The following is a 13,665-nucleotide window of genomic DNA, read 5'->3' on the forward strand; positions in this document are numbered from 1 at the left end:
CCCGCGGCGAACACCTCGATGATCGAGTGGTCCACGATGATGCGCAGGCTCAGCCGGTCGTCGACCAGCGACGGCAGGTCGCCGCCCAGTTCGATCAGGTCGTAGTCGGACGCGTCGTCGGCGAGCCGGCTCCTGCTGCGGTCGAGGACGAGCCGGGTGGTCCCGTTGCCGGCGCGCTGCAGGCGCACGAAGGTCGCCTCCCGCAGGTCCGCGGTGGCCCGCACCGCGACCTCGACGGTTCCATGAGGAAGCAGTTCGATGTCGGCGCTCAGATCGAGCTGGTCCCCGCAGAGCCGGGGCCGGACGGTGCCGCCGGACAGCCGCACGTGTTCTCCGCCGCCGGCGCGCAGGGCGTCGACCTCGCTGACCGGTGCGGCGGCCAGGCCGCCGTCCGGACCCAGGGTGAGCTCTCGGGGCAGCGACATCACTCCCGACCAGCCGGCCGTGAGGATCTCGGTCTCGGGCCGGGCCTCCTGCGCCCAGCCGAACTGGATCCTGCGCCCGTCCGCTGCGGCGAAGGACTGCGGCGCGTAGAAGTGCCGGAGGCCCAGATCCAGGTGGCGCGGGGGAGCCTCGGCGAGGAACCGGTCAGCCGTCAGCCGGCCGGTCACGTAGAGCGGGTAGAGCGTGCGGCCGTCGTCCCAGGCGGACACCACCAGGACGTGACGCGACTCCCCCGCGGAGCCGGGAAGGGAGAACAGGTCGGGGCACTCCCAGGTGGTCCCGTTGAAGGGCCCGCCCGCGGGGAGTTCGCTCGCGGTCAGCAGCGGGCCCCGGTAGTCCCAGTCCCGGAGGTCGGCGCTGGTGTAGTGGAGAAGGGCTCCGCCGCGGCCGACGATGCCCGACCCCATCGCCTGGTGCCAGCGTCCCGTGTCGCGCCACACGGTGTGATCGCGCAGCTCGGTCACCGCGGGCGTGGGCGGCGGGCCGTCGATCACCGGGTTCCGGGCGTCCTTCGTCCAGGTGCGCAGGTCCGCGGTGCCGACGGCGACGCAGCAGGTCTGGGTGGGGCCCCGGGAGGGCTCGTGCCCGGAGTAGACCAGCGTCGGCGTCCCGCGGTCGTCGACCAGGACGCCGCTCCAGCATCCCGCCGCGTCCGGGCCGGGCGACGGCGCCAGGGCTACCGGCTCGTCGTGCCAGTGGACCAGGTCCGTGCTCGTGACGTGGCCCCAGTGGATCCGGTCGTGCACCGGGGCCTGCGGGTTGTACTGGTAGAACAGGTGGAAGACGTCGTCCCACTGGCACAGCCCGTTCGGGTCGTTCAGCCAACCCCGCGGTGCGGTGAGATGGAACCCCGGGCGATGCGGATCCTGCCCGGACCGGGCAGATCGGGGATCGGGGTCAACGGAAGCGCCCGTTTCCGTCATGGGCTTGTTCCTCCTGGGGTTGTGGGTGGGCGGGACGCCGGCCGCGCGGCCGGATCGGACGCGGGGCTCGTTCAGTCGGTGGCCGGCCCGACGTCCAGATCGAGCCGATCGACCCAGTGGGTCCCGGAGAGGAACGTCCGCTCGCGCGGTGCGGCGCCGGGCGGGGTGTCGCTGCGGCGCCTCACCAGCTCGTCGATGGCCAGGCGTGCGGCCGAGCGCTCGGCCCGGTCGTAGCTCGCCTCGCGCAGGGGATCGGGGGCGGCGGACACCAGCAGCCGGGTGTAGGGGTGCCGGGGATCGTCCATGATCTCGTTGCTGCGGCCGCCCTCGACGAGGCTGCCGCGCAGCATGACCACCGTCGTGTCGGCCAGGTAGCGGGCGGCCGCGAGGTCGTGGGTGATGTAGAGGATCGAGATGCCCCGGCTGTCCCGCAGCCCCTTCATGAGGTTGAGGACGCCCATCCGCACCGAGACGTCGAGCATCGAGGTGGGCTCGTCGGCGAGGATCACCCGGGGACCGGCCGCCAGCGCCCTGGCGATGGCGATCCGTTGCCGTTGGCCCCCGGACAGCTCGTGCGGAAACCGCTCCAGCAGCTCGGCATCCAATTCGACCGACCGGAGCAGTGACTCCACCTCCTCGCGTCGCCCGGCTGCGTCCAGGTCGTGCCGGTGCAGGATCAGGGGACGTTCCAGGAAGTGGGAGATGTGGTGGGCCGGGTTGAGCGAGCCGAACGGATCCTGGAACACCATCTGGATGTCGCTGCGGTAGCGGAGGCTGGCCCGGCGGCCCTCCTGGGCGAGGACGTCCTTGCCGTCGAGCAGAATGCTGCCCGAGGTGGGCTGCTCGAGCCGGGCGAGCATCTTCGCCACCGTGCTCTTGCCACTTCCGGACTCCCCGACCAGGGCGAGGATCTCGCCCCGTGCGAGATCGAGGTCCACGTCCCTGACGGCCACGACGTCTCGGCGGCGGAACCCGCCCACCCGGAACACCTTGGAGAGCTGACACAGACGCACCACCGGAGGCTCCGACGGTGTCGACGCCGTGGCGGCCGGGCGAGGTTCGGCGGCTGTCGGCTGACCGACGGCGGGGAAGGCCTCGATGAGCTGCCTGGTGTAGGCGTGCGCCGGCCGGGTGTACACCTGCTTCGCGTCGCCGGACTCCACGAGGCGCCCGTTCCGCATCACGCCGATCCGGTGCGAGATCTCCACCATCAGGGAGAGGTCGTGGGTGATGAAGAGGATCGCGAACCCGAGGCGGGCCTGGAGGTCCTTGATCTCCTGGATGATCTCCTGCTGCACGACGACGTCGAGCGCCGTCGTCGGCTCGTCCATGATCAGCAGCGTCGGCTCCAGGGCGAGCGCGATCGCGATCACGGCCCGCTGCCGCATGCCGCCGGAGAGCTGGTGCGGGTAGGCGCCCGCCCGGGTGGCGTCGATCCCGACGAGGTCGAGCAGCTCCAGCGCACGGGCCTGCGACTCGCGCCGGGAACGCCCGGTGTGCGTGGTGAGGACGTCGACGATCTGGGCGCTGACGGTCATCACCGGGTTGAGCGCGTTCATCGCGCTCTGGAAGACCATCGAGACCTCGTTCCAGCGGAACATCCGCAGCGCTTCCCCGGACAGGTCGGCGACCTGGACGTTCTCGCAGCGGATGTTTCCGGACACGACTCGTCCCGCATCGCCCAGGAGCCCGAGGATGGCGTTGGCGATCGTCGACTTGCCGCTCCCGGACTCCCCCGCAAGTCCGAAGGTCTCGCCACGGGCGATCTGGAACGACACGTGGTCGACGGCGGTCAGGTCGCCGCGGCCGGTCTCGTAGGCGATCGAGAGGTCGTGGACGTCGAGGACGATGTCCCGGTCGCCGGCGGACGGCGAGGTGTGCTGGTCGGAGCGGACCGCTCGGCTGCCCTTCACCGCCGCCTCCTTCCCGACCGGCGGGCGAGTCGCGGGTTGGTGACGTCGTCGACGGCGTAGTTGACCATGGCGAGCGAGAACGCGATGAGTGCGATGCAGGTGCCCGAGGGGACGAAGGTCCACCAGGTACCGCGAATCAGCGAACCCTCGATGCTCGACCAGTACAGGTTCGTCCCCCAGCTCACGGCCGACACGTCGCCGAGGCCGAGGAACTCCAGGCCGGCCTGCGCGCCGATCCCGAAGATGACGCAGGCCAGGAAGGTGCTCATCACGACCGAGGCCATGTTCGGCAGGATCTCGCGGAACATCAGCACGACCGGGCGTTCGCCGGTGACGATGGCGGCATCGATGTAGTCCTTCCCGCGCACCGAGAGGGCCTGCGACCGGATCACCCGAGCCGATCCGGCCCATCCGGTCGCGACCAGCACGAGCACGATGCTTCCCGGTCCCGGCGGCAGGAACGCGGCCAGGATGACCAGCAGCGGCAGGCCGGGGATGAGCAGGAAGATGTTCGTCAGCACCGACAGCACGTCGTCGACGATCCGCCCGAAGAAGGCGGCGGCCAGCCCGACGAGGACGCCGGTGAGGGTCGCCAGGATTCCGACGGTGAAGCCGATCCCGAGCGAACTCCGCGACCCCCAGATCAGCAACGCCAGCACGTCCTCGCCCTTCTGGGTGGTGCCGAACACGTGCTGGAGGTCGGGCGCCCGGGAACCGGACGCGACCCGGGCATGGGGATCGCCCGGCACGAGGACGGGGGCGAGGACGGCGACCAGGAGGAAGATCACGATGACGACCAGCCCGAACAGCGCCTTGCGGTTGCGGAGGAGCTGGTGCAGGAAGTGCGAGCGCCGCCGCGCGGTCCCGTCGTTGTCGCCCCGGCCCGGCTCGAGCTGGGCGTCGGTCAGGGTGTTCGCCACAGACATCGTGGTCACCTCACCCTCACTCGCGGGTCGAGCCGCAGATAGACGATGTCGACGAGGAAGTTGGCGACCAGGACGGTGGCCGTCAGGGTCAGGAAGATGCCCTGCATCAGGGGGTAGTCCAGCGCCTGGACGGCGAGCAGCAGTTGGTAGCCGATGCCGGGATAGGCGAACACCACCTCGGTGAGCAGCGCGCCGCCGACGACGAACCCGATCGACATGCCGAAGGAGGTCACGCTCGGCAGCAGTGCGTTGCGTGCCGCGTAGCGGAACATGATCCGGCCCTCGCGCAGACCTTTCGCGCGCGCCATCGTGATGTAGTCCTCGGCGGCGGTCGCGATCATGGTGTTGCGCATGCCGAGCATCCAGCCGCCGAGGGTGACCGCGACGATGGTCGATGCGGGAAGAACCAGGTGGTACAGCACGTCCCCGGCGAACTCCCACGACCAGCTGGGTGTGAGGCCGAGCGTGAACGCCTGCCCGAGCGGGAACCAGCCCAGGATGATCGCGAACAGGTACAGCGCGCTCATCGCGAGGAAGAAGTACGGGAAGGAACCGACGAAGACCAGGACCGGCGGGAACACCGAGTCGATGATGCCGCCGGGACGCCAGGCGGCCAGGATGCCCAGGACGTTGCCGAGGGCGACGGCGATCAGCAGGGCCGTTCCGCCGAGCAGGATCGTCCAGCCGATCTGTGCGGTGATGATGTCGATGACGGGCGTGGGGAACTGCGAGATGGACAGCCCGAGGTTGCCGGTGAAGGCGTCCCCGATGTACTGCACGTACTGGAGCCAGATCGGCCGGTCGTCCAGGCCGAAAAGGTGCCGGTACTGGGCAAGCTGTTCGTCGGTGATGGTGCCCTGCATGCCGCTGAGCATCCGGCCGACCGGGTCGCCCGGCATCAGCCGGGGGAGCAGGAAGTTGATCGTCAAGGAGGCCCAGAACGCGATGACGTAGGAGCCGAGGCGCTTCAGTACGTAACCCATGGACTACCTCGGTTCCCTGGTCGCTCGCGGCGGGAGCCGGTAGCTGCCGCCGCCGGGCGAGTCCTGGTACCAGTACGCGACCGACGAGACGTCGTCGGAGCGTTCGAAGAGGTCGGCGCCCTTCTGCCCGATCTGCTGCAGGGTGACCCGCAGGCCCTGGTGGAAGAGGATCGGGTCGGGCACGTGCCAGCGGTAAATGCCGTGCAGCGGCATCATCGCCGTGGCGTAGACGGCTTGCCGCGAGCTGTCGCGGGTGGTGTAGGTCGGGTACCCGACGTACGGCGCCGAGAAGGTCAAGACCTGGGGCTCGACCTCGGCGGAGAGCCGATCCTGGAACGCCCAGGCCCCGCCGAAGTAGTCCTCGGTGCCGGTTCCGCAGATCGTGGGAAGTTCGCGGTCGGCGTCGATGAAGAACTTCATCTCGCCTTCGCCCCACCAGTAGCGTTCGAGTTGGGTGATGCTGAGGAACGTCCCGATGTAGGCGCCGGCGCCCTCGATGCCCTCGACGATCGTGTAGTCGTGCCCGGGTGTGGTGGGGTTCTCTCTGCGCCACTGGGCGTGGAACCGGAGCGGGTCGTCCTGGCCGGCCGGCTCCTGCCGGTAGTCGATCTGGTAGAAGAGGCCCTCGACCGCCACGGGGTGCTGGTTCTCGATCGTGATGCGGGCCGCCGTCGCGAACGGCATCTCGAAGTAGGCGTTCATCCCGGCGGTGGGCGCGACCACGACCAGCGCGGACGTCAGCAGGCTGCGCTGGCCGGCGCCGTTGCAGAAGAAGTCGCCCAGCGGCACCTCGACGGCGGGAACGTCCTGGTCGTCCCAGTAGGCGCGCAGGACCAGGTCGCGCAGGACGAAGCCCAGTGCTCCGGTGTGGTCGGTGACGGTCATCCAGAGGTGGGTGATCGTTCCCGCACCGTCGATCGCCGCGAGCTCGGTCTCGACTCCGGGAGGAAGCGTCACGCACGGTGCGCCCTTGCGTCCCTCGCCGAGCATGGACGACGCGGTGCCTCCCGCACCGGCCGCCCCGGCCGGGTTCTCCGCGGTGATCGACCGCGATCGGGAGCCACGGGCGAGGGCGGCGGCCAGCGAACCGGGCCAGTCGGCGCCGGCCATCATCGTTCCCCGTCCGGCGTGCCCGGCTCGGGGAGCCGGTGGAGTGTGCAGTCCACGCTCAGGGAGCCTTCGACGGCGAACACGGCCAGGTCGGGACCGGCGACATCGTAGCCGCGAACGGTGATCGCCCTGCCGTCGACGTAGAGCACGAAGAGTTCGCCGTCGAACTCGAGGCGGACGTCGAGCGGGCCGGGCGGGACGTCCATGGGCAGGATGTCGAGCGGGCGGTCGAACCCGAACCGGTCGAGGCGGTCCACCACCACCCGGTGCGTGGCCGGCTCGAAGGTCACGGAGTACCCGTGTCGCCGGTCGTCGTCGACGCGAAGCTCCACCCCGAACGCCCTGGCGCCCGCCTCCGGGTGAAGCCGCAGGTCGGCGAAGCCGGACCTCGGGAGCGGGGCCAGCGACACGCTGGCGTAGCCCTCGGGTGCCTCGAGGCGGCGCGACACGGTGGTCGGCGCGCCGACCGCGCGGCGCTCGAGCTCGGCGCGTGCGACCGCCGGCTGGCGCACCCGGAGGGTGCCGTCCTCGGCGGCGGTGATCTCGTGGGCGACCAGGTTGCCGCCCCACAGCCAGGCGCCGTCGTCGTGGCCGGCGACCCGGTTGGTGGCCCACCCGACCAGGTAGCGGTGCTCGCCGTCGGACACGGTCTTGCCCGCGTACAGCCCCAGGCCGTCCAGTTCGTCGACGGGCGGGGCGACCCAGGGGCCGTCGATGCTGCGGCTCATCCGGTAGCGCGTCACGGTCCGGTCGGTCAGGGTCGAGTAGACGAGGTACCAGTAGTCGCCGAGCCGGAAGAGATCGGGGCACTCGTGCATCGAGTAGAGCCCCGGCGACCAGAACGGGCGGTCGTCCACCGTCCAGGTCTGCCCGTCGGGGGAGGTCGCCATCGCGGTCGCCCCGCGCCGCGTGGCGGGCCCGTCCGTGCGCTGCGCGGCGATCAGCATGCGGTACCCGCCCTGTTCGTCGTCGCGGAACACGAAGGGGTCGCGCCACTCGTCGGCATCGAACTGGTCGGTGTCGGAGAGCAGGGCGAAGTCCGGGTCCTTGGTCCAGGCGACCAGATCCCTGCTGCGTGCCCGCAGGACGGTCTGGTGGCGTCCCGTGGCGGAGGGCCACGCGCGAAAGCCGGTGTAGTAGGCGTGGAACTCGTCGCCGATCCGGACGACGCTGCCGGTGGCGGCGGAGTAGTCGGGATCCTCGGCCCCGCCGCGGCGAATCGCGATGCCGTGCTCGGTCACGTTCACGAAGTCCACGGTCGAGATGTGCCACCAGTGGGTCTCAGGCGTGTCGTGGGTGTCGTCGGCATAGCGCTTGAGGTAGTAGATGTGGAATTCGCCGTCCCAGAAGAACGGGATGGTGTCGCCGAAGCGGGCGTGGTCTGGCTTGTAGAAGCGGTGCATGGTGGGTGTTCCTCGGTGTCGGGTGGCTGGGGGAGGGGCCCGGCATCGCCCCTCCCCCAGGAGAGGTCAGCTGCGCGGTGTCAGCGTCGTGTACACCAGGACGGCGCTCGACTCGCTCACCGACAGCGTCGCGTACGGGTTGTCCTCGCTCGGCCAGCCGACGAAGTTCGTGCTGTTGTAGGCGCCCCAGTCGGGCCCGGGGAACAGCGGGATCGTCGGGGCGAGCTGGGAGTAGAGCGCCTGCAGCTTGTTCATGATCGCGTGCTGCTCGTCCTCCGAGGAGGTCGCCGCGAACTGGTCCAACAGCGCGTCGGCCTCCTTGCTGCAGAACCTCTGGAAGTTCTGCGTCGCGTCCTTGCCCACCGGCTTGACCGTGGTGCACGACATCGCGGAGCGGTAGTAGTCGTACGGCGTGATCCCGGCCTGGCTCCAGGCGATGTTGCCGGTGAAGGTGCCGCCGAACAGTGCCTGGTTGATCTGCGACCAGTCCTGGACCTTCAGCTTCGCGCTGATGCCGACCTTGGCGAGGTCGTCCGAGATCACCTGGGCGACGGAGATCCAGTCGGTCGAGGCCGACCCGACGCCGATCGTGAACGCCACCGGCTGGCCGTCCGGCGCGACCCGCATGCCGTCCGCGCCGACCTTGTAGCCGGCCTTGTCCAGCAGCGCCTTCGCGCCGTCGACGTCGTAGGTGGTCCAGTCGCAACTGCCGGACACCGCCGGATCCCGCCACGAGTCGTAGGCGGCGCTCAGGCCGGTGCAGTCGGCCGGTTCCGCGTAGCCGCTCATTCCGGTCTTGACGACGTCGCTCCGGTCGATCGCCATGCTGATCGCCTTCCTGAGGTTGACGTCGTCGAGCGGCTTGACGGTGGTGTTCAGCGTGAGCGCAATCGTGGACCCGACCGGCGGGAACCAGTAGCCGCGGTGCTGCGGGTCCTTGTCGACGTAGGTGGTCTGGATGTCCTGGATGAAGCCCAGGCCCCAGTCGATGTCGCCGTTGATCGCGGCGATGTTGGCCGCGTCGTTGCCCCCGTAGGCGACCACGCGGAGCCCCGGGTAGTTCGCCTTGTCCTTCTGCCAGTAGTTGGGGTTGCGCAGCAGGTCGTAGGACTGCGCGGAGAAGTTGGACACCTGGGTGAACGGGCCGGAGGCCACCGGATCGGGGTTCTGGTACTTCGCCGGGTCGTCGATCGTCGACCAGACGTGCTCGGGCACGATCGGCTGCACCCCGATCTCCGCGAGGCCGGGGGTGTAGGCCCGCGAGAACGCGAAGACGACCGTGGTCTGGTCGGGCGCGGTGACCGAGGACACGTAGTCGTAGGTGGACTCGCCGAGCACCTTCTTGGCGAGCGTGAAGGTGTAGACGACGTCGTCGGCGGTCAGGGCCTGGCCGTCGGACCAGGTCAGGTTGTCGTTGAGGTGGAAGGTGAGCGTGCGCCCGTCCTTGCTCCACTCGTAGCTCTTGGCGAGCCACGGCACCACTTCGCCCTTGGCGAGGTTGGTCACGACGAGCGACTCGTAGACGGCCGTCTTCGTCGTGCCCAGGGACGTGGGCGAGAACGGGTTGAAGTTGCGGACGAACGAGGCGTTGCCGATCTGGGCGATGCGCAGCATCTTTGCGCTCCCGCTGCTGCCCCCGCCTGACGGTTGACCGGTGCAGGCGGCGAGGCTGAGCGCTGTGGCGGCGACCGCCACGCTGGCAACTAACGCGCGCCAGAAGCGACGCATAGGCTGGCTCATGAGCTTCCTTTCATCATTGAAACGGGTGCGGCGACTTGTGCGGTGGGAGCAGCGGCCGGTCTAGATCGATGCTCTGGGGACGGGTGGAGGTGGTACCACGACTTGGGCGACCGGCCGGCCATCTTCTGGATGGGCCGGCTCGGCCTCGCTCTGCATCAGCAGCTCGGCGCCGATCCGTCCCATCTCCCGGAAGGGGAGTGCGACGGTCGACAGCGCGGGACGCAGGAACCGTGCGATGACTTCCTGGTTGTCGAAGCCGACGACGGAGATGTCCTGGGGAATCGACAGGCCGAGCTCGCCGGCCGCCTGGTAGGCGCCCATCGCGAGCCGGTCGTTGGCGCAGAAGAGGCCGTCGAGACGCTGCGTGGAGAGGAGCTGCTTGGCGGCCTCGTATCCGCCGTCGGCGTCGGCGCCGGCGGAGACGACGACGCTCGGGCGGGGCTGGATCCCGAGCTCCCCCAGCGCACGCAGGTAGCCCTCGTGGCGTCCCCGGGCTGCCGGGAGGTCGGGATCGAGGTTGATCATGCCGAGGGATCGGCGGCCCGCGTCGAGGAGCATCTTCGTGGCGGTGTAGCCGCCGAGTTCCTCGTCCGGGACCACCGAGGGTCGAAGCCCCGCGGCGTCGAAGCAGTGGACGAGAATCACCGAGGTGCCGTCCAGGGCCTTGGGTACCTTGATCGGCCGGTTGTAGGTGGTCGCGACCATGATCCCGCCCACGCGGTGCTCGAGCATCATCTCCAGCGACCGCTTCTCGGGACGGTCCGGATGGTCGGTGCCCACGATGAGCAGGGACTTGCCCTTCGACCAGAACGCGTCCTGCGCCCCGGCGATGAGGTCTCCGGCGAAGGGGGTGGTCACGATGTCGGTGACCAGCCCGAAGAGTTCGGTCGAGCTGCTCGCCAGCGAACGCGCGCTCGCGTTCGGGCGATAGCCGAGCTCGGCGGCGGCCGCGACCACCCGCAACCGGGTCTCCTCCGAGACCTGGTTCTCGTTGTTGAGGGCGAAGGACACGGCCGAGCGCGAAAGACCCACCCTGCGGGCGATGTCACTCATCGTGACGGCTCTCGGACTCACCGTTGACTCCCTGCTTCGCGGCTCACTTCTAGAGCGCGTTAGAAGGCTAACGCGCTCCAGTTGGGGCGTCAAGAGGGTTGGGTGAGGGCATCGGCTTCCGGAATGAGGCGACCAGGATCCCGACACTCAGTGCGACGTCGCGGGACGGGCGTCGGGGGACGGCAGGTCGGCGCCCGCGTCCGGCTCGTTCGGACGGCCGCGGAGCATGCCAGACTGAACTCGTGAGCGCGCAACCCGGTTGGTATCGGGACCCCAGTGACCCGTCCGCGGAGCTGTACTGGGACGGGTCGGCCTACACCGGAAAGCGCGCCGTGAATGCGGCGCCGAAGCCCGTTTCCCCGGCGATGGCCGCACCTCCGCCGCCACGCCAGAAGCAGTACGGATCAACGACGGTCGCGATCCCGATGAAGGTCTTCGGTCATTCGGCGGTGGTGAACGACCTGGACGCGGTGCTGAACAGGTGGGCGAGTCAGGGCTGGACCCTGGACAAGGTCGTCGATCTGCAGTCCAAGGATGGTGCCATGCAGGTGCGGGATCGGGTCACGCTGCTCCTGGTCTTCTGGAGGTGACGTGGTGCCGTCGCCACTCGCCGACTGGTATCCCGACCCGCTGGGGCGCTTCGACCAACGCTTCTGGGACGGGCAGCAATGGACTCAGCACGTTGCCGCCCGGGGCTGGCAGGGGCTGGACCCCGTTGCCATCCTGACAACTCAGCCCTCGGCGGACCGCTCGGGGGAGGTCGAGCCGGACGGTCGGGCGTCGATGCCCGACGCCGGTGCCGATGACCTTCTTGCGCAACGGCTGCTGGTGATCAACCAGAAGGCTCAGCCTTTCGGATCGAAGGTCGCATACAGGATCTTCGACCCTCGGGGGCGGCGGCTGGGCACGGCGAGCGAAGTCGGGCGGAATCTGGCTGCACGCCTGTACGACAGCCAGCGACATCGCACGGATGGCGACCGTGCCTACTGGCTGGAGGTTGCTGACGTATCCGGACACCTCGTACTGACGGCGGCACTCCCTGAGCGGGACTTCGAAAAGCGCACCGTCTTCATCGGCGGAGCGGATGGACGGCCTGTCGGTGAGATCGTGCAGGAGACCTCCGACCTCGCAAACGGCGTGGTGCATCTCGCAGACAACCAGCTCCAGAATGCCTCCTACTTCGCCGGCAGGTATGTCGGTGCCGCGGCTGGAGCAGCCCTCGGCTCAGTCGCGGGGAAGGCTGCGGGATGGGTGGCGAAACATGCGGTGGGTGGAGCGACGCGTGCCGCCGCCGAACTCTCCGGCGCCGCCGGCCTCGCCCGGGATGTGGCGGCCGGGCCGCTCATCAAGCACGGGCATGCCCGATTCACCATCCGGGCCGGAGGCCACGTCCTTGGCTCGATCCATGCCGAGGACCTCACTGAATGGGAGTTCCGGATCGACGATGCCGGGGGCGGTGAGATCGCTCGGGTCACCAAGAACTGGGCCGGGTGGACCAAGGAGGCGCTCACCAGGGCCGACAACTACACCCTGCAGATCCACGTGGGCCTTTCAGAGCCCCTGCGTACGCTCGTCGTCGCCACGCCGCTGGCCCTGGACCTATCCCTCAAACAAGGTGACCCTTCGCTCGACACGCGCTCAAGAAGACGCTCCTGGGACTGACGCCTTCGTTGCGTCGCGACGACCGTCCGCAGGGAACACGGGGTTGTGGCTGATCTGCCGCACGCCGGCGCTGCAACCGGGAGCGGCGTGGGACCACGTCGAAGTGGACGGGAGGCGGCCGCCATCCTGGGCCAGGCACGGCGGCGGCCGATAGTCCGGCGGGAGTCGGACGGAACAGGCGTTCGATCCTCAGACCGCGCTCGAAATGAGCCCGCTCACTCATGCGAATCGCAGGCAGCCGCCGACCGGGCGGCCTACTCTGACGGAGGCTCAGCGCGACAGGAGAGAACACCGATGGCAGGCTGCTACTTCATCCGACTCGGCAAGCAAGGAGCCTTCACCCAGGACGCGGTCGAGCGTGGCTACATCGGGGTCGACTACGGCATGGTCGACGACTTCACCGGGAAGTTCCCCGACGAGTGGACGGCGTTCAACAAGGCCTACATTCCGCGCTATCTCGAGCTGAACCCCGGCAAGGGCAAGGTGGCTGCGGGACTCGCCTGCGGCACGATCTGGACCATCGGCAAGGGGATGCAGGATGGGGACTTCGTCGTCACGCCGGATGCTGCCGGCCATCTCCGGGTTGGTCAGGTGACCGGCCCGTACATGTTCTGCCCAGGCGAAGCGTTGCCGCATCGCCGGCCGGTCTCGTGGCAGTTCGGGACGATCGACCGCGACGGGATGAGCGCTGAGTTGAGGCGCTCGACCGACAGGTACCCGGCCACGCTTGCGAACATCAGCCAGCACCTGGCAGAGATCGAGGGTCTGCTGCAGGCTCCACCCCAGCTGGTCTCTACAGATCCCGAGGTCGAGGATCCTGTTCAGTTCGCGCTGGAGAAGTACCTGGAGGAGTTCCTCGTCGACAACTGGGCCAAGACTGAGCTGGGGAAGGGCTACGACATCTACTGCGACGAGGAGGGCACGCAGATCGGGCGGCAGTATCTCAGCGACACTGGTCCGCTCGACATCCTGGCGGTAAGCAAGGACCGTACAGAGCTGCTCGTCGTCGAACTGAAGCGGGGAAAGGCGAGCGACTCCGTCGTCGGACAGATCCAGCGCTATATGGGCTACATCAAGGACCAGGTGGCCGAGCCGACCCAGGCTGTCCGCGGCGTGATCATCGCTTTGGACGATGATCTCCGGATCAGGCGAGCGCTCTCGGTGGCCACCAACATCGACTTCTACCGCTACCAGGTGAAGTTCGCTCTGACCAAGGCGTGACGCCGGGCCGGGCTGCGCGGCGTTGCCGCGATCTACCGGCCGCCGACAGGGCTGCCATGACGGAGGTTGTGGACGAAGCCCGAGAGTTGCTCCTGGAGACGGGGGAAGGCCCCGGCCAGCGGATCCTCCTCGTTGATGATGGTCTGGAGTTGGTCGAGGGTGTCTCGTACCGTCTCCTCGGCTCGCTTCACGCCCCAGGACGCGAACTCCTCCACCAGGTCGTTGCCGGTGATCTCCAGGTGCCGATACCTGCCGTTGACCGCCAGCGCCATCCTGCCGTCGCCCGG

11 protein-coding genes and 1 pseudogene are annotated in these 13,665 nt (G+C 69.0%); 3 read left to right on the forward strand and 9 right to left on the reverse strand.

Annotation, left to right across the window (positions count from 1 at the left end):
• The 8 genes from QM633_RS05740 to QM633_RS05775 all read right to left on the reverse strand — a co-directional run.
• The coding region (locus tag QM633_RS05740; protein ID WP_415152775.1) for a glycoside hydrolase family 32 protein at window positions 1-1,367 on the reverse strand (1,367 nt) is incomplete at its 3' end.
• A gap of 71 nt (window positions 1,368-1,438) precedes the next feature.
• Entirely contained in the window at window positions 1,439-3,280 is a 1,842-nt protein-coding gene (locus QM633_RS05745) for a dipeptide ABC transporter ATP-binding protein (RefSeq protein WP_415152776.1), read from the reverse strand.
• Entirely contained in the window at window positions 3,277-4,206 is a 930-nt protein-coding gene (locus QM633_RS05750; RefSeq protein ID WP_415152777.1) for an ABC transporter permease, read from the reverse strand. The genes QM633_RS05745 and QM633_RS05750 overlap by 4 nt, the downstream gene beginning before the upstream one ends.
• A 5-nt stretch (window positions 4,207-4,211) precedes the next feature.
• Window positions 4,212-5,189: an ABC transporter permease gene (locus QM633_RS05755; protein ID WP_415152778.1), complete on the reverse strand. Its 978-nt coding sequence runs from the start codon at window positions 5,187-5,189 to the stop codon at window positions 4,212-4,214.
• 3 nt (window positions 5,190-5,192) lie between these two features.
• A complete protein-coding gene (locus QM633_RS05760) occupies window positions 5,193-6,299 on the reverse strand; it encodes a glycoside hydrolase family 172 protein (RefSeq protein WP_415152779.1) in 1,107 nt (368 codons plus the stop codon).
• Window positions 6,299-7,702 (reverse strand): hypothetical protein, encoded by a 1,404-nt coding sequence (locus QM633_RS05765; RefSeq protein ID WP_415152780.1) that lies wholly within the window; start codon window positions 7,700-7,702, stop codon window positions 6,299-6,301. Before QM633_RS05765 ends, QM633_RS05760 begins: the two co-directional genes overlap by 1 nt.
• A 66-nt stretch (window positions 7,703-7,768) precedes the next feature.
• A complete protein-coding gene (locus tag QM633_RS05770) occupies window positions 7,769-9,442 on the reverse strand; it encodes an ABC transporter substrate-binding protein (RefSeq protein WP_415152781.1) in 1,674 nt (557 codons plus the stop codon).
• A gap of 60 nt (window positions 9,443-9,502) precedes the next feature.
• On the reverse strand, window positions 9,503-10,495 hold the full coding sequence (locus QM633_RS05775; protein WP_415152782.1) for a LacI family DNA-binding transcriptional regulator: 993 nt from the start codon (window positions 10,493-10,495) through the stop codon (window positions 9,503-9,505).
• 242 nt (window positions 10,496-10,737) lie between these two features.
• Between QM633_RS05775 and QM633_RS05780 the strand changes: the two genes are divergently transcribed.
• From QM633_RS05780 to QM633_RS05790, 3 genes are all read left to right on the forward strand, one after another.
• Complete coding sequence (locus tag QM633_RS05780) at window positions 10,738-11,085, forward strand: DUF2510 domain-containing protein (protein WP_415152783.1); 348 nt, start codon at window positions 10,738-10,740, stop codon at window positions 11,083-11,085.
• Between the two features lie 4 nt (window positions 11,086-11,089).
• Window positions 11,090-12,157 carry a phospholipid scramblase-related protein gene (locus QM633_RS05785; protein WP_415152784.1) on the forward strand — a complete coding sequence of 356 codons (1,068 nt, stop codon included), beginning with the start codon at window positions 11,090-11,092 and terminating at the stop codon, window positions 12,155-12,157.
• A 294-nt stretch (window positions 12,158-12,451) separates the two neighbouring features.
• Window positions 12,452-13,378: an endonuclease NucS domain-containing protein gene (locus QM633_RS05790; protein WP_415152785.1), complete on the forward strand. Its 927-nt coding sequence runs from the start codon at window positions 12,452-12,454 to the stop codon at window positions 13,376-13,378.
• A gap of 32 nt (window positions 13,379-13,410) precedes the next feature.
• Here QM633_RS05790 and QM633_RS05795 read toward each other — a convergent pair.
• Window positions 13,411-13,665 (reverse strand): annotated as a pseudogene (locus QM633_RS05795) (type II toxin-antitoxin system HipA family toxin); the annotation flags it as partial.

It is taken from the genome of Propionicimonas sp., assembly GCF_047606205.1.
In the GTDB taxonomy this organism is placed as follows: Bacteria; Actinomycetota; Actinomycetes; order Propionibacteriales; family Propionibacteriaceae; genus Propionicimonas.